The sequence below is a fragment of the Marinomonas aquimarina genome (assembly GCF_900089755.1).
GTDB lineage: Bacteria > Pseudomonadota > Gammaproteobacteria > Pseudomonadales > Marinomonadaceae > Marinomonas > Marinomonas aquimarina.
Genome location: NZ_FLOC01000001.1, coordinates 331726 through 347567 on the forward strand (window position 1 = coordinate 331726; position 15842 = coordinate 347567).

Annotated in this window: 10 protein-coding genes; 3 read left to right on the plus strand and 7 right to left on the minus strand. The window is 49.0% G+C overall.

Features of this window, described 5'->3' with window-relative positions; translation table 11 throughout:
* Nucleotides 1-258 precede the first annotated feature (258 nt).
* The 3 genes from MAQ5080_RS01705 to MAQ5080_RS01715 form a co-directional block, all read right to left on the minus strand.
* Complete coding sequence (locus MAQ5080_RS01705; RefSeq protein WP_067204630.1) at nucleotides 259-516, minus strand: globin family protein; 258 nt, start codon at nucleotides 514-516, stop codon at nucleotides 259-261.
* 73 nt (nucleotides 517-589) lie between these two features.
* Entirely contained in the window at nucleotides 590-2086 is a 1497-nt protein-coding gene (mqo, locus tag MAQ5080_RS01710; RefSeq protein WP_082860966.1) for a malate dehydrogenase (quinone), read from the minus strand.
* Between the two features lie 505 nt (nucleotides 2087-2591).
* Complete coding sequence (locus MAQ5080_RS01715) at nucleotides 2592-4112, minus strand: Ppx/GppA phosphatase family protein (RefSeq protein WP_067204638.1); 1521 nt, start codon at nucleotides 4110-4112, stop codon at nucleotides 2592-2594.
* 454 nt (nucleotides 4113-4566) lie between these two features.
* On the opposite strand from MAQ5080_RS01715, the gene rho reads away from it, so the two are divergent.
* The gene (gene rho, locus MAQ5080_RS01720) at nucleotides 4567-5832 is read left to right on the plus strand and encodes a transcription termination factor Rho (RefSeq protein ID WP_067204641.1); all 1266 of its coding nucleotides are present in this window, start codon (nucleotides 4567-4569) and stop codon (nucleotides 5830-5832) included.
* 171 nt (nucleotides 5833-6003) lie between these two features.
* Nucleotides 6004-6723 carry an NAD(P)H-flavin reductase gene (locus tag MAQ5080_RS01725; protein WP_067204644.1) on the plus strand — a complete coding sequence of 240 codons (720 nt, stop codon included), beginning with the start codon at nucleotides 6004-6006 and terminating at the stop codon, nucleotides 6721-6723.
* 79 nt (nucleotides 6724-6802) lie between these two features.
* Here the strand turns inward: MAQ5080_RS01725 and MAQ5080_RS01730 are convergent, their stop codons facing one another.
* The 4 genes from MAQ5080_RS01730 to MAQ5080_RS01745 form a co-directional block, all read right to left on the minus strand.
* Nucleotides 6803-8326 carry a M10 family metallopeptidase C-terminal domain-containing protein gene (locus MAQ5080_RS01730; protein ID WP_067204647.1) on the minus strand — a complete coding sequence of 508 codons (1524 nt, stop codon included), beginning with the start codon at nucleotides 8324-8326 and terminating at the stop codon, nucleotides 6803-6805.
* Nucleotides 8327-8480: 154 nt separating this feature from the next.
* Nucleotides 8481-10736, minus strand: a complete 2256-nt coding sequence (gene ppk1, locus MAQ5080_RS01735) for a polyphosphate kinase 1 (RefSeq protein WP_197464539.1) — start codon at nucleotides 10734-10736, stop codon at nucleotides 8481-8483.
* A 176-nt stretch (nucleotides 10737-10912) separates the two neighbouring features.
* A complete protein-coding gene (hemB, locus tag MAQ5080_RS01740; RefSeq protein WP_067204650.1) occupies nucleotides 10913-11902 on the minus strand; it encodes a porphobilinogen synthase in 990 nt (329 codons plus the stop codon).
* A gap of 293 nt (nucleotides 11903-12195) precedes the next feature.
* Nucleotides 12196-14118, minus strand: coding sequence for an ABC-F family ATP-binding cassette domain-containing protein (locus MAQ5080_RS01745; RefSeq protein WP_067204652.1), 1923 nt, complete (start codon nucleotides 14116-14118; stop codon nucleotides 12196-12198).
* 787 nt (nucleotides 14119-14905) lie between these two features.
* On the opposite strand from MAQ5080_RS01745, the gene hslO reads away from it, so the two are divergent.
* Nucleotides 14906-15775, plus strand: coding sequence for an Hsp33 family molecular chaperone HslO (gene hslO / locus MAQ5080_RS01750; RefSeq protein ID WP_067204655.1), 870 nt, complete (start codon nucleotides 14906-14908; stop codon nucleotides 15773-15775).
* Nucleotides 15776-15842: the final 67 nt, after the last annotated feature.

Sequence of the window (15842 nt, forward strand, 5' to 3'; positions counted from 1 at the left end):
TCCCCGGACGAAGCCGGGTCGTACGAGCGGGTTGTACCCCGCGATTCAAAGCCTGCTTCCCCGGACGGAGCCGGGTCGTACGAGCGGGTTGTACCCCGCGATTCAAAGCCTGCTTCCCCGGACGAAGCCGGGTCGTACGAGCGGGTTGTACCCCGCGATTAAGCCTGCTTCCCCGGACGGAGCCGGGTCGTACGAGCGGGTTGCATCCCGCGATTGAGAGTCTACTTCCCCAGACGGAGTCGGGGCGTACGAAAGAACTTACTTCACCTGATTCCAAAGCGCTAAGATCGCATCTTGGTCTTTTTCAGAAACCCCTTCCGCTTCTAATGTCGCTTTCAATTCAGTTTCAAAGTAAGCATCGAATTCATCCGCGCCGTCACCTTCGGCGGCGCTGTGTAGGCCTAGCAAGCCCAGTAGATACGCACAGTAAAACAATTGGTCGCCGTCTTCGGCTTGATGCTCTAGATCACGCAGGGTGTCGCATAGTGCATCAGAACGTTCAGCGTAAGTTGTCATGTTGATTTCCTTAAATATAACAAAGCCGACCTCACTTGCGATGAGGTCGGCTTGAAAAGCTGGGAACTAAAGCTTACGGCTTCAGTTGCAATGTCTCAAGGGTACGTGCTCGAATCTCAAGCAGCAGATCCGTATTGTCCACCAACGATTCGCCGTAAGATGGCACCATTTCTTTCATTTTGGCTTGCCACTCGCCTGACTGCATACGCTCAGAGAAGCTGCGCTCAAGAATACCAATCATGGTGTTCACCGTGGTCGAAGCCCCTGGTGACGCACCGAGCAGTGCGGCGATGGAACCGTCTTCGGAAACGATGGCTTCAGTACCGAACTCAAGTTTACCGGCACCATCTGGGCCTTGTTTGATAATCTGCACACGCTGGCCAGCATAAGCCAAGCGCCAGTCTTGGTCTTGGGCATCAGGGAAGAAGTTACGCAGTGAGTCGCAACGATCTTTGTGCGACTGACGCACTTCGCTGATCAAGTATTTGGTCAGGTCCATATTGTTCTTACCGACACTCAGCATATTGCCAAGGTTGTCCGCACGAACACTCTTCATCAGGTCAAAGACCGAACCTTGTTTAAGGAATTTCGTCGTGAAGCCGGCAAATGGACCAAACAGGATGGCTTTTTTACCGTCGATAATACGCGTGTCCAAGTGGGGGACCGACATTGGCGGCGCACCGATCGGCGCAGCGCCGTAGACTTTGGCCAAGTGCTGTTGCACCAATTCTGGTTTCTCACACACTAACCACTGACCACTTACTGGGAAGCCGCCGTAGCCTTTGCCTTCTTTGATGCCGGATTTTTGTAGCAATGGTAACGCACCACCACCCGCACCAAGGAATACAAATTTCGCTTGCAAATCACGACGCTGGCCTTTCTGATTCACGGTCACTTTCCAAGTGCCATCAGAGAGTTGCTTCAACTCTTCTACTTCCGCGCTCAGCTCGATGTTAACACCGTCTTGCGTTTCTAGGAACTTAGCCATATTGCGGGCAATGGCACCGAAGTTAACATCTGAACCGTGCTCAATACGGGTCGCCGCCAGCGGCTCATCGCCGCTACGGTTTTGCATGATCAGAGGCATCCATTCGGCCATGGTGGCACGATCTTCGGTGTATTCCATTTCACGGAATGCAGGGTGAGCACTCATGGCTTCAAAACGTGATTTCAGTTTTTTCACGTTGTCCGCGCCCCAGACAAAACTTTGGTGTGGCACACGGTTAATAAATTGGGCTGGCTCAGGTAGCAGGCCTTTCTCAACTAGGTAAGACCAAAACTGTAGACTCACTTCAAAGGCAGCGTTGATGTTGACGGCTTTGTCGATGTTGGTCGTGCCATCAGGGTTTGGTGAGGTGTAGTTAAGCTCACAGTAGGCCGCGTGTCCGGTACCCGCGTTGTTCCAACCATCGGTACTTTCTTGCGCTACTTTTTCTAAACGCTCAACCATGGTGATGGAAAGTGAAGGGTCGAGCTGTTTTAGTAGCATGCCAAGGGTAGTGCTCATGGCACCACCACCAACGAGTAGTACGTCTACAATGTTTGAGGTCATATGAGTTCGCCGTATCATAGCCAGTTGTAGTTTGAGAGTAATTCGGAAAAAGGCTGTTAACCATCTATAAGGGAAGGTGCGAATACGAACCGAAACAGACGCATTCGGACTGTCCCTTTGCAATCTGGGTAAAGATCATTGCACTTCTTCATTACTCCCCTGAGAACGCTGTTCTTCACAGAAATACGCCGTTCAGAAGCAAAGCGATCAACCGTGCAAGGGTTTTAAGCAGGTTTGTCGCAGATTATACGGATTTTGACGCTAATGTCTTGATACCTTGGTATTAGTTTCGCGATCTTTAGTTCGCTATCATGCAACCTTTTACCAACTAAGGTAATTTCTTAAGATAATGTTTTTAAAAGAAAATATACGATCTTATGAGCCGCTGCGCAGAGCAAGAAAGCAGGGATGGATTGGGCTTTATAAACTTACGAAATAACCGCTATCAGCCGCTTAGCAGAAAGCAAAACGCCCCATACAGGAGAATCCGATACAGGGCGCTGTCATTATGCTGCAGATTGACTTATTTAAAGGTCAGGGTATAGCCTGCCATGGCTAAATAATCGGCTTCACTTTGTAGGTTGGCCAGTGTCAGAGGGCGCGCATCCAGCCAGCCTGGCAAGAACTCAGCATGCAAAGACTTATCGTCGGCTTTAAGGGTAAAGATCGGCATATCCCCTTCCTTGCGATCGATATGCAATAAGATCGCAATGCGCAGTAGAATCGCTAAACGATCTAAATCCTGCTGATCGCTCTTGGTAAAGCGAAACTCCAATGCTTGGGTAAATTTACGGCGATGGCGTAATACCAAAGACGCTAGCGCCTGCTGCTCCTGCTGCGAGAAGCCCGGCATATCCGATTCACTGATGATGTAAGCGCCGTGCTTGTGATAACGGCTGTGGGAAATCCCCATGCCACACTCATGTAACAAGCTTGCCCAGCGCAGAATGTCCTCACTGGAAAGCGACGCCAAGCCCCAGCTGTCTTTAACCTGTTCCAGCATCGACAGGGACGTATGGGTTACTAATTTCGCTTGCTCCATGTCGATATGGTACTGGTTCAACATGTAACTAACGGTGCGCTCACGAATATCAGTATCCGCATAACGACCCATAATGTCGTACAACACCCCTTCACGCAGGGCACCGTTTGAGAAATCCATCTGCTTAATGCCGAAACACTCAAACACTGCCGTTAAAATGGCAATACCCGCCGCAATGGTCGACTTACGCTCTGGCTTTAAGCCCAACAGGTTGATCTTGTCAGCATGACCCGCTTCAAACAGCTCTTTCTGGATCTGTTTTAGGACTTTTGGGGTGATGCCTTTCTTGCTCCAGCCATTTTCCACGGCAATGTTATAAGCCGCTTTAATGGTACCGGATGAACCAATCGCCACATCCCAGCCCTCGTCAAGATAATCATCTTGGATGCTCAGTAACTCAAGGCGTGCCGCCGTTACGGCTTTTTGGAAGTTAGACTTGGTAATTACGCCATCTGGGAAGAAACGCTGACGGTAACTCACACACCCCATGTGCAAGCTTTCCGTTAAGATCGGCTCAAGCTGCTGGCCGATAATGAACTCTGTTGAACCACCACCTATGTCCACCACCACGCGTTTTTGGTCACCGTGATCCATGGTACGCGCCACACCGACATAGATAAGTCGCGCTTCTTCACGACCGGCGATGATTTCCACTGGGTGGCTGATCACATCCATGGCTTTGGAAATAAAGTCGTAACGGTTTTTCGCCGCACGTAAGGCATTGGTGCCCACGATACGTACTGAACCAAGGGGTAAGTCATCAATCACTTGGGCAAATTGCGCAATACAATCAATGCCTCGCTGTTGCGATGCTTCATCTAAAGTGTCATCGTCTTGCAAGCCAGCCGCCAACTGTACTTTGTCACCGTATTGGCCAGTAATACGCAGTTGCCCATGGGTAACTTGTGCGACGACCATATGAAAACTGTTTGATCCTAGGTCTATCGCTGCAATTTTTTCGAATGGAAAATCATGCGATTGTTGCACTAAAAGTGATTGCATCCATCAACGCCTTTTCGATTATTCAACTAATGAGCGGAAGATTAACCGGTTTGGCACCATCTGTCATGGGCAAATTCCATGGACTTTTTTGATGTAAAGCCCCACTAAGGGCAAAACTTTTACTGAATACGGTCAAAAAACTAACAAAAAAGGCGCTATTAAACCTTTTTGACTATAGACCTCGGGAATTTGTCGCACTATAGTTAACCAGTCTTATAGATTGCTGGCTCATCGAGTGGCTGCTGTAAGACTCCAATCAAGTAATACACGCTGTTCGACTTCGCCCATCGCGAACTGATAGAACTCCAGCCATGGTTATGCCCGTAGCCGGTATTCGGTGTCGAAAAGCACTTTTACACATAAATACTTCCGACATTGATCATGTATAGCTGTATTACTGCATCACTATGGTCCCGTCATTTTTCCTCATATGAGCTAACAACTAAATTCGTTTATGAACCTTACCGAACTAAAACAGAAATCAGTACCCGAACTATTAGATATCGCTGCGGAAATGGGGTTAGACAACCTTGCCCGCTCCCGTAAACAAGATGTTATCTTCGCGATTCTGAAACGCCACGCGAAAAGTGGTGAAGATATCTACGGCGACGGCATCCTTGAGATTTTACAAGACGGCTTTGGCTTCCTACGTTCTCCTGATAGCTCATACCTAGCGGGTCCAGACGATATCTACGTTTCACCGAGTCAGATTCGTCGTTTTAACCTACGTACAGGCGATACCATTGCCGGAAAAATTCGCCCACCAAAAGATGGCGAACGTTACTTCGCGCTTCTAAAAGTTAACGAAATCAACTTTGATAAGCCTGACAGCGTACGTAACAAAATCCTATTCGAAAACCTAACGCCACTGTTTGCAGACGATCGTTTAGTGATGGAAGCAGGTAACGGCTCTACAGAAGACGTTACCTCTCGTATCATTGATCTGGTTGCACCAATGGGTAAAGGTCAACGTGCTCTAATCGTATCTCCGCCGAAAGCGGGTAAAACGTTCATGTTGCAGAACATCGCTAACGCGATCACTCGCAACAACCCTGAATGTCACATGATCGTACTTCTAATCGACGAACGTCCTGAGGAAGTAACAGAGATGTCACGTACCGTACGTGGCGAGGTAGTCGCTTCTACGTTCGATGAGCCACCAGCTCGTCACGTACAAGTAGCAGAGATGGTCATCGAGAAAGCGAAACGTCTAGTGGAACACAAAAAAGACGTGGTTATCTTACTTGACTCGATCACTCGTCTTGCCCGTGCTTACAACACTGTGATCCCTTCATCAGGCAAAGTCCTAACAGGTGGTGTGGATGCTAACGCCCTAGAACGTCCTAAGCGTTTCTTCGGTGCAGCGCGTAATGTAGAAGAAGGCGGCAGCTTGACCATCATTGCCACAGCACTGGTAGACACTGGCTCTAAGATGGACGAAGTTATCTTCGAAGAATTTAAAGGTACCGGTAACTCTGAGTTACACCTTGACCGTAAGATTGCTGAAAAACGTACTTTCCCTGCGATCAACATTCGTCGCTCAGGCACACGTCGTGAAGACCTTCTGACCACAGAAGACGAACTACAACGTATGTGGATTCTACGCAAGCTACTCAACCCGATGGAAGACATCGCGGCGACAGAGTTCTTGATTGACCGCCTAAAAGTGACCAAGACTAACGACGATTTCTTCGAGTCAATGAAAGGCAAGAATAAGTAAGTCGCGTTTCCATAAAGGATACACAGAAGCCACTTCCTCACTTTTATGTGAAAGTGGCTTTTTTTTATGCAAAAAGCATCGATATAATGGCGCCCATCGCGTGGATTCATGCGCTAAAATTATTAGAAAGCTGTCTCAACAGCTGCCAGAGAGCACAATGGAGTTATCTAGGTGAAAGACGTTAACGCTAAAGTCATTCGAGTCGAATCACTAAATAGCACAGTTTATAAAGTGGATTTGCAAGTCAACGACAGCCAATTCATCGCTGGGCAATATTTAATGATCGCCTTACCAACGGGGGAGAAAGTCCCTTACTCAATTGGTAGTGCACCACACGAACTGCCAACGCTTAGCCTATACATTTTGGTTGCCGATCAAGAGTCCTTGGCATTCAAGGTCATTGAACATCTAAAAAACAACGCTAGCGTTGATCTTGTTCTACCTGGCGGCGATGCTCACATCGAGAAAGTCCCAGCAGACTTGGATGCGCCATTGCTATTGATCGCTGGCGGTACTGGCTTTGCACAAATGAAGAGCCTGTTTGACGACCTAGTCCACAAAGGTTACCAAGGCCCAGTACATTTTTACTGGGGCTTACGCACCGCAGCAGACACCTTTGTAATGGACTGGATCAACAGCCACCAATCACCGGAAAACTTCCATATTCATGTAGTCGTGAATGAGAAAAGTGACGATTGGGATGGCCGTACTGGCTGGCTTTACGAAGCCATCATTGAAGACCACCTGGCGCTGCAAAATAGCCATGCCTTTATCAGCGGCTCTGTGCCAATGGTCTACGGCACCTTGGATCAACTGGAAGCCAAAGGCATTCAAGAAGCCAACTGCCATTCGGATGTATTTGCCTACGCGCCGCGTCCAAAGAAAGACTAATTAGACTTTCTGATAAGCAAAAACGAAAAAGCATGCCAACGGCATGCTTTTTTATTGGATTGTGAGAAGGCCTTAGACACTAAGCAATCGAAATACTGGTATCCGTGAATTGAATGGTCTCAATACCCACTAAGGTCGCGGCAAAGTCATCCGCTAATAAATGATAGCCATCGCTATCTAATGATGTCTTTACAGTAGAAGACGCGACATTCAGCACCACGATATCATTGCCTGTGCCACCATCGACGTAGTCATAGCCCCCTGCCCCCAAGTAAACAATATCGTTACCGACGCCAGTGTAGATTTGGTTATTCACTTCGTTGTCGATCACACTGTCATCGCCAAACCCGGTGATCACATTCTCAATCACCACACCGTAGGCGATCCCTAGATTATTCTGGTTTAAAAATGCCTCGTCACCTAGGTCATCAATAAAGCCTTGGACAAAGGCGATCGCCGATTGATTGGTGAGTCCTGCTGCATATGCAACATCGACCGCTTCTTCAAAGCTGGTACGCTGCGATACTGAGGATAAGGTGTAATCGTTTAGATTAATGGTGCTGTTATATTCAGCGCCACTCAGGTCAAGCGTATCCGTTCCACCCGCGTCCCAAATGGTATGGTAATGGCCTGAGGCTGTGGTAAAAGCACGCTCAGCCTCATTATAGACATACACCGTATCGCCAGTATTGGTAGACATATCTGCGCCATAAATGGCTTGTAGAGCGGCGACATCGATAATGCCTAACTCATTACGATACGCATCTACGGTATAGGTCGAATAGCTAGAACCTTGATCCAATGCTTCTACTTCATAGCCACCAAGCAAGGTATAACTCATGGCCGTATAGTAGGTATTGTCATAGGCGCTGTTCAGTCGCACACCTTCAAAAGAATGCTCTAAGCCCATAGCGTGCCCCAGCTCATGCGCCATGGTGAAAATCCCATAACCTCCAACACTGTAATAGTATTCACTCCCTGCCTCACGGTTTAAAAAGACATCGCCTCCTAGATCATCTCCAGGGAAGTAAGCAAACGCTTCAGAGGAAGACTGGTATACCGCCGAGGCATTCACCTCAATGGTGCCAAACGAGAGTAACAAGTCAGTATTGATGTACTGATTTTGTGATGCCACAACATTGCTGAAGGCACTTTGCTCTTGATTATTAAGCGCTCTCCAGCCATAGCTGAGATCAAAATCCGAGGCATAAGAGGCAGGCATTGAAGTCGGAAAACCATAGGTAACAAAACTGCTGTCCCAGCTCTCACCACTGATCAGGCTATCTACCCAAGGCGTGCTGCTAGAGGCACTCGCCGATAAGGTCGAAATGCTATTACTTCTCGCACTTAAGTTTAGAGTGCCGGATTCTGTCCCCAGTAATCGTGGAATCGCTGTATCAAAGCCCAATGCATCAAAAAAGCCAATGACCTCAGCGTCCGAAACACCGTGTCCATATAGCTCGGCCAGCATCGAGAAAGTAACGCCATACTCAAATGCGGTGCTATAAATAATTTGAGGATTACCCAGATTAGCGTAGACAAAGTCTCTCCCTTGAGAAAAAGAGAGGCCGTAGCTTGCCAATAGGTCTGCTGCATTGCTCATATCGTCACTCCAAGGCTGATGCCAATCAAGGCGCCGGTATGAGTTTAATAGTAAGCGAAGTTACGACTATGGCAATAAAAATGTGTCAGAACCCTCTACCGAAAGCGATTATTCAATCGCCTTCGGTAAAGAGCGAATCGGATAAGATAAGGACTTAACGGGCGTTATCAGCTAGATCATGCAACAGTACGCGCTGGGCACTGCGGTACTCGCCCTTACGCGGTTTCGATAATTGGTAGGAGCCATCACTTTGTAATAGCCAGCTTTGGGTATTGTCTTTTAGGTAATACTCAAGCTCTTGCTTCACACGACGGGCCAACTTGTAATCCTGTATTGGGAAGGCGACTTCCACACGGTTATTCAGGTTACGGTCCATACCGTCGGCGCTCGACAAGTACACCATTGGCATGCGGTTGTTATAGAAGTAGTAGACGCGAGTGTGCTCAAGGAAGCGACCAATAATACTGCGCACACGAATATTGGAAGAGACGCCTTTGATCCCTGGACGCAGTGTACAAATACCACGCACGATCAGATCGATCTTCACACCCGCTTGAGACGCTTTGTAAAGCGCTTGTACCAAGCGTTGCTCTGTCAGTGAGTTCACCTTGATAATGATACGCGCTGGCTCGCCTTTTTTCGCATTCTCCGCTTCTTGGGCAATCATATCCAATAGGCGATCACGTAGCGTGAAAGGAGCGTGAAGCAGCTTCTTCACTTTCAGCTCTTTACTCATGCCGGTCAGCTGCTGGAACACGCGATGCACATCATCACCGATTTCTTTATCACACGTTAGGAAACTGTAGTCAGTGTATAAGCGTGCGTTACCTGCGTGGTAGTTACCCGTACCTAGGTGAACGTAACGGGTTAATTCAGCCCCCTCACGACGTACGATAAGGATCATCTTAGCGTGGGTTTTATGGCGTACCACACCGTAAACCACAATCGCCCCCGCATCTTGTAGACGGCTCGCTAACGCCAAGTTCTCCGCCTCGTCGAAACGCGCACGTAACTCGATGACCACGGTCACCTCTTTACCATTACGGGCCGCCTCTACCAAGGCATTGGCAATCGGCGAGCGAGCTCCGGTACGGTATAGGGTTTGACGAATCGCGATGACATTGGGGTCCTTGGCCGCCTCACTCAGCATATCAATGACCGGCGAGAAGCTTTCAAACGGATGCATCAATAGATAGTCACGCTGGCGCACCGCTTCAAAGATACCACCCGATTTCGCCAGTTTGTTTGGCAAGCCTGGTGAGAATGGCGGATAAGTCAGATCTGGACGGTTCACCAGCTCCAATACAGCCATCAATCGGCTTAGGTTCACAGGACCGTCAATGCAGTACAAGTCTTGCTCGGACAGGTCGAACTGAGCCAACAGCGCATCCACAATGTGCGCAGGACAGTTATCGGCGATCTCAAGACGCACCGAGCTACCGTAATGACGGCTTTGCAGTTCGGTACGCAATGCACCGGCCAAGTCCAAGCCGATATCATCAGAGTCCACTTCCATGTCCGCATTACGCGTCAGACGGAATTGGAAACAGCCTTTAACCGTCATGCCAGGGAACAACTGATCCGCGTGCGCGTGAATGATTGACGATAGGAAGACCATGTTATCACCGCCATCACAAACATCGTCTGGCAGTTTCACCAAACGTGGTAACGAGCTTGGTGCAGGCACAATGGCAAGACCATTTTCACGGCCAAACGCATCACGACCTTCTAACTCCACAACGAAGTTGAAGGTCTTGTTGGCCAATCGAGGAAATGGGTGCGCAGGGTCCAAGCCCACCGGGCTAATAATCGGCAGCACGTTATCACGGAAATAGCGCTTGACCCATGCAGCCTGTTTTTCTGTCCAGACGGAACGACGGATAAAGTGAATGTTCTCTTCCGCTAGTTTTGGGAAGATGATGTCATTCAGAATACGGTACTGACGGCGAACTAATTGATGGGCATGATCACTGATTAATTGCAGCACCTTACGTGGGTGCATGCCATCGGGACCATTTTTCTCACGGCCATATTCGATCTGACTCTTAAGGCCCGCGACACGAATCTCAAAGAATTCGTCCATGTTCGAGCTAAAAATACATAGGAACATTAGGCGATTGAGCACCGGATGGTTCTCATCCATCGCTTGCTCTAATACCCGTGCGTTAAACTGAAGGTGACTCAGCTCACGGTTAAAGTAGAGCTCAGGGTCTGCAAGATCAATATCCTCCGGTAGACGTTCCTCGATCGCCAAGCGACTTGGGTCAACCGGCTGCTCAGGAATCGGCTCCAGCACTAAGTCTTCAACCTCTTCCACTGTGGCTTTTTTCGCTTCTGCTGAAGCGTTTTCCTCATTTTTAACTTCTGAAGATTGAGTAACTTCGATCTCTTTTTCAGCCTGTTCAGACATTGCGTGTCAGCTCCAATAGCGTGCCATCATTATGTTCCATGTTGCTCTATTCTTATCTTTTAGAATAGAGCAACTTTTAAAAATTACACCAACGCAATTCTAAGGTCACGACTTGTTATTTGAAATCTTTCCAGCCCACACACGGTGGCTACAAGTCGTGCTAATTCACTCAGATACTAGCCTTTTAAGAGGCGAGCTGCGTCTTTCGCAAAGTAAGTCAAAATGCCGTCTGCGCCAGCACGTTTAAAGGCCAACAGCGATTCCAGCATCACTTGATTTTTATCCAGCCAACCGTTTTGGAACGCCGCCATTTGCATGGCATATTCACCACTCACTTGGTAAGCGTAAGTCGGTACGCCAAGCTCAGATTTAACACGACGCACCACATCCAAATAAGGCATACCAGGCTTCACCATCACCATGTCAGCGCCCTCTTCAATATCAAGCAGCACTTCTCGAATCGCTTCATCGGTATTGGCAGGGTCCATTTGATAGGTAAATTTATTGCCCTTGCCTAGATTGCCAGCCGAGCCCACGGCATCACGGAAAGGACCGTAATAGGCTGAGGCATACTTGGCTGAGTAAGCCATGATGCGAGTGTTAATAAAGCCTTCCAGCTCCAGCATCTCGCGGATCGCGCCAATACGGCCGTCCATCATATCCGAGGGTGCAATCACCTGAGCCCCTGCTTGTGCATGCGACAGCGCCTGCTTCACCAGCACTTCAGTGGTAATGTCGTTGAGTACGTAACCGTCCTCATCAATGATGCCGTCTTGACCGTGAGTCGTGAACGGGTCCAACGCCACATCGGTCATCACGCCCAGCTCAGGAAAGTGCTGACGCAATGCCCGAATCGCACGCTGCGCTAAGCCATCTGGATTGTAAGCTTCTTCCGCTTGCAAGGATTTTTTGTCGTCCCCCACCACAGGGAACAGCGCCACCATTGGGATCCCCAGTTCCACCAATTCCGCCGCTTCTTTGAGCAGCACATCAATGGTGACTCGCTCAACGCCCGGCATGGAAGGCACCGCTTCACGAGTGTTCTGACCTTCAATCACAAACATTGGGTAAATTAGATCGTCAGTACTTAAGCGATGTTCACGCATCAAGCGGCGAGAAAAATCATCTTTGCGCATACGGCGCATACGAACAAACGGGAAGGTCATGACCAACTCCTTACTTTACGGGTCGTAAACTATAAATAAATTGTGACAATTAGGTTACAGAAAGCCAAATTGCCTCATTAAACAAGGGCAAGCACGTTAGTAATAACTTTCACTTGTTTACAGTGTTCAATATTCTAGAGCAAAAGTTCTAGGGATACCTTGATGTCATTCAGGAAATTTATAGAAAAGTATTTGGTGAGAGAAATTAACTTTTAGGACCTCGCTGTGCGAGGGAACACTCTCGCATTCCCATACACAGTTCCCGCGGGGGACCACGGTCCTACATTTTGCTTTTAAAGAGCGGCCTCGGCTTGCTCCAGCTCATCCTGTGCTTCAAACCAAGCCTCTTCCGCTTCTTCTAAGGTCTTTTTCCATTTCGCTTCATCGCTAAGTAAGGCTTGTAGCTTATCCTTGTTAGCCACCTCATAAAGACTGTTATCCGACATGGCCTCACCAATGGTTTCTAGGTGAGCTTGCGCGGTTTGCATGGTTTTCTCATGCTTCTCAATGGCTTTACGCAGTGGACGTAGCTTTTCACGTAACTCAGCGGCTTTACGGCGCTCTTCTTTACGGTCGACTTTTTCCACTTTGGCTTCATTAGCCGTGGCACGCTCAGCTTGGTTGGCCTGCTGTTGTCGTGCCTGTAGCCACTGATGGTAAGCATGCAAATCCCCATCAAAGGCTTCGATCTTGTGATCCGCTACCAAGAAGAATTCATCCACCGTACTGTTCAATAAGTGACGATCGTGGGACACCACTAGGATAGCGCCATCAAACTCTTGCAAGGCTTCTGTAAGGGCCTGACGCATTTCAATGTCCAAATGGTTGGTTGGCTCGTCGAGCACCAATAGGTTTGGCTTACGCCAAGCAATCAAAGACAACGCCAAACGGGCTTTTTCACCACCAGAGAAGCCTTTTACCGCACGTAGAGCATCATCGCCGATAAAGCCAAAGCCCCCCAGATATTTGCGCACATCCGCTTCCAATGCGGTGGGTGTAATACGCTGAATATGCAGTACGGGTGAGGCCTCTAGGTCCAGTGCACTTAACTGATGCTGAGAGAAGTAACCAATCTTGGTGTTTTCGCCATAGACGCGCTCGCCAGCCAATAAATCCAGCTCTTGCACCAAGGACTTTATCAAAGTCGACTTACCGGCCCCGTTAGGGCCTAGTAAGCCAATGCGCTGACCATCACGAATGGAGAAATTAGACTGTGGCAGCTGCACCTTATGGGAGCCGTCTTCTAATACATAGCCCAAGTCCGCTTGAATCAAGCTTACCAATTGCGCTGACGTCTTCTCTGCAACAGGAATGGAAAACTCAAACTGTGAATCAATGTGCGCAGGACCAATCTGCTCCATTTTTTCCAGCATTTTTAAGCGGCTTTGCGCTTGTTTCGCTTTGGTGGCTTTGTAGCGGAAACGGTCCACGTATTCTTGCAGATGGGCACGTTTACGTTGTTGCTGTTCAAACATAGATTGCTGCTGTGCTAGATGCTCAGCACGCTGACGTTCGTAGTCACTGTAATTACCCTTATAAAGGTTCAGTTGCTTCTGATACAAGTGAACAATATGGCTACAAATACCATCCAAGAAGTCACGGTCGTGGGAAATCAACAGCAAGGTGCCAGGGTAATTGCGCAACCAGTTCTCTAACCACATCACCGCGTCCAAATCCAAGTGGTTGGTCGGCTCGTCCAGCAACAGAATGTCCGATGGGCACATCAAGGCACGGGCAAGGTTCAAACGAATACGCCAACCACCAGAGAAATCCGCCACCTTCTTTTGCATATCGGCCATTTTAAAGCCCAGACCTTGGAGTAAGGTTTCACCTCGAGCTTGTGCGGTATAGCCATGGGCATTTTCATATTCACTTAACCAGTGGGCATGACCATGATCGTCGCCGCTTGCTTGCGCCTCTGCAATCTTGGCTTCGATCATGCGTAAGCGATCATCACCATCGAGACAGTATTCCAACGCCGTGCGATCCACATCTTCCACTTCCTGCGCCATAAACGAAATACGGCGTTGGCCCGGTAAAATCACCTCACCAGTATCGGCGTACAATTGCCCGCGCACCAGCGCAAACAAAGACGATTTTCCAGCGCCGTTGGCACCGATCAAACCGACTTTCTGACCTTCAAAAATGGTCATATCGGCCTGTTCAAGTAAAAACTGCGTACCACGCTGCAAACTGACATCGGAAAACTGGATCATGGAAACATCTCTGACTGAATGGGAATAGATTGTGCGAAAGGCGCATTTTAGAGGATATTGCAGGCAGCTAACAGAGCAGCGCTTCATCCTTAGCATAATTCTCCCGTACGACCCGGCTCCGTCCGGGGATGCTGACTTGAATCGCGGGGTACAACCCGCTCGTACGACCCGGCTCCGTCCGGGGAAGCCCCTTTGTGCCCTTGTACGACCCGGCTCCGTCCGGGGATGCAGGCCATCAATCTCGGGGGACAACCCCCTCGTACGACCCAACTCCGTTCGGGAAAGCAGGCTTTCAATCGCGGCATACAACCTGCTCGTACGACCCTGCTCCGTCTAGGGATGCTGGTTTTCAATCGCGGAGTACAACCCGCTCGTACGACCCGATTCTATCAGAGATACACACCTATAATCGCTGTCAGGAGACAGCTCATACGACCCGACTCCGTTCGGGAAAGCGGGCTTGAATCTCGGGGTACAACCCGCTCGTACGACCCGACTCCGTTCGGGAAAGCAGGCTTTCAATCGCGGGGTACAACCCGCTCGTACGACCCAACTCTGTTCGGGAAAGCAGGCTTTCAATCGCGGGATATAACCCGCTCGTACGGCCCGACTCCGTTCGGGAAAGCAGGCTTTCAATCGCGGGGTACAACCCGCTCGTACGACTCAGCTCAGTTCGGGGAAAGAAAGGTCAAATCGTCACCTGAAGCAGCTCTTATAATAAAAGCTAGATGCAAAAAAGACGCTCTAGTTTTAAAATAAGCGCATACTTAATTTAACGGTGATTCTTGTGAACAACATCAATGAAATCCAACGCTTCTCCTTTGATAACACCAATGTTCGAGGCGAGCGCGTGTTACTGACCGATGCTTATCAAAACATCATTGCCCGTAAGCATTACCCAAAAGCGCTTGAGTCGTTACTCGGCGAATTTGTCGCGGCCATCGCACTACTGCGTGACATCGTCAAGATTGATGGCGTGTTATCTCTGCAGTGCAAAGGCGAAGGCCCACTGAAGACTCTGATGGCAGAATGTGATGAGCGCCAAAACCTACGTGCCATTGCCCAATGGGATGAAGAGCAAGCCTTCCCAGAAGTCGTGTCTCTAAAAGAGCTACTGGCCGGCGGCTACCTAGTGATCACCATTGCACCGCGTAACGGTAACCGTTACCAAGGCATTGTTGAAATCGCTGGTGACACCCTAGCAGCGTGCCTAGAACAATACTTCTTCCAATCTGAACAGCTACCGAGCCGTGTTTGGCTCGCAGCAAATGGCGCACAAGCAGCAGGCTTATTCTTACAACGCCTGCCTGCGGAGCAAGCCAAAGAAGGTGACGAAGATGCATGGGATCGTTTTGTACACCTAGCGTCTACGGTAAAAGATGAAGAGCTGCTTGAGCTAGACACGGCTGAGCTACTGCACCGTCTTTACCATGAAGAAGAGCTACGTTTATACGATGCCAAAGGCATGCAATTTGGCTGTTCCTGTAATCGTCAACGCTTCTATGATGCGATTGTAACGATGAGTGCGGAAGAAATTCGCGAAATTATCAGCGAGCAAGGTAGCATCAAAGCCGAGTGCCAATTCTGCGCCGAGCAGTATGAATTCTTCAAAGAAGATTTAGACAGCGAACTAGGCGACCAAGCCCACACCCACTAACCTCGGCTTGATCAATCTAAAAGGGGCGACCATGGTCGCCCCTTTTAGATTTAGTTTCCCTGACGGC

Coding starts and splice junctions, on each gene's coding strand:
- MAQ5080_RS01705 (WP_067204630.1), bottom strand. CDS start 516: ATGACAACTTACGCTGAACGTTCTGATGCACTATGCGACACCCTGCGT.
- mqo (WP_082860966.1), bottom strand. CDS start 2,086: ATGATACGGCGAACTCATATGACCTCAAACATTGTAGACGTACTACTC.
- MAQ5080_RS01715 (WP_067204638.1), bottom strand. CDS start 4,112: ATGCAATCACTTTTAGTGCAACAATCGCATGATTTTCCATTCGAAAAA.
- rho (WP_067204641.1), top strand. CDS start 4,567: ATGAACCTTACCGAACTAAAACAGAAATCAGTACCCGAACTATTAGAT.
- MAQ5080_RS01730 (WP_067204647.1), bottom strand. CDS start 8,326: ATGAGCAATGCAGCAGACCTATTGGCAAGCTACGGCCTCTCTTTTTCT.
- ppk1 (WP_197464539.1), bottom strand. CDS start 10,736: ATGTCTGAACAGGCTGAAAAAGAGATCGAAGTTACTCAATCTTCAGAA.
- hemB (WP_067204650.1), bottom strand. CDS start 11,902: ATGACCTTCCCGTTTGTTCGTATGCGCCGTATGCGCAAAGATGATTTT.
- MAQ5080_RS01745 (WP_067204652.1), bottom strand. CDS start 14,118: ATGATCCAGTTTTCCGATGTCAGTTTGCAGCGTGGTACGCAGTTTTTA.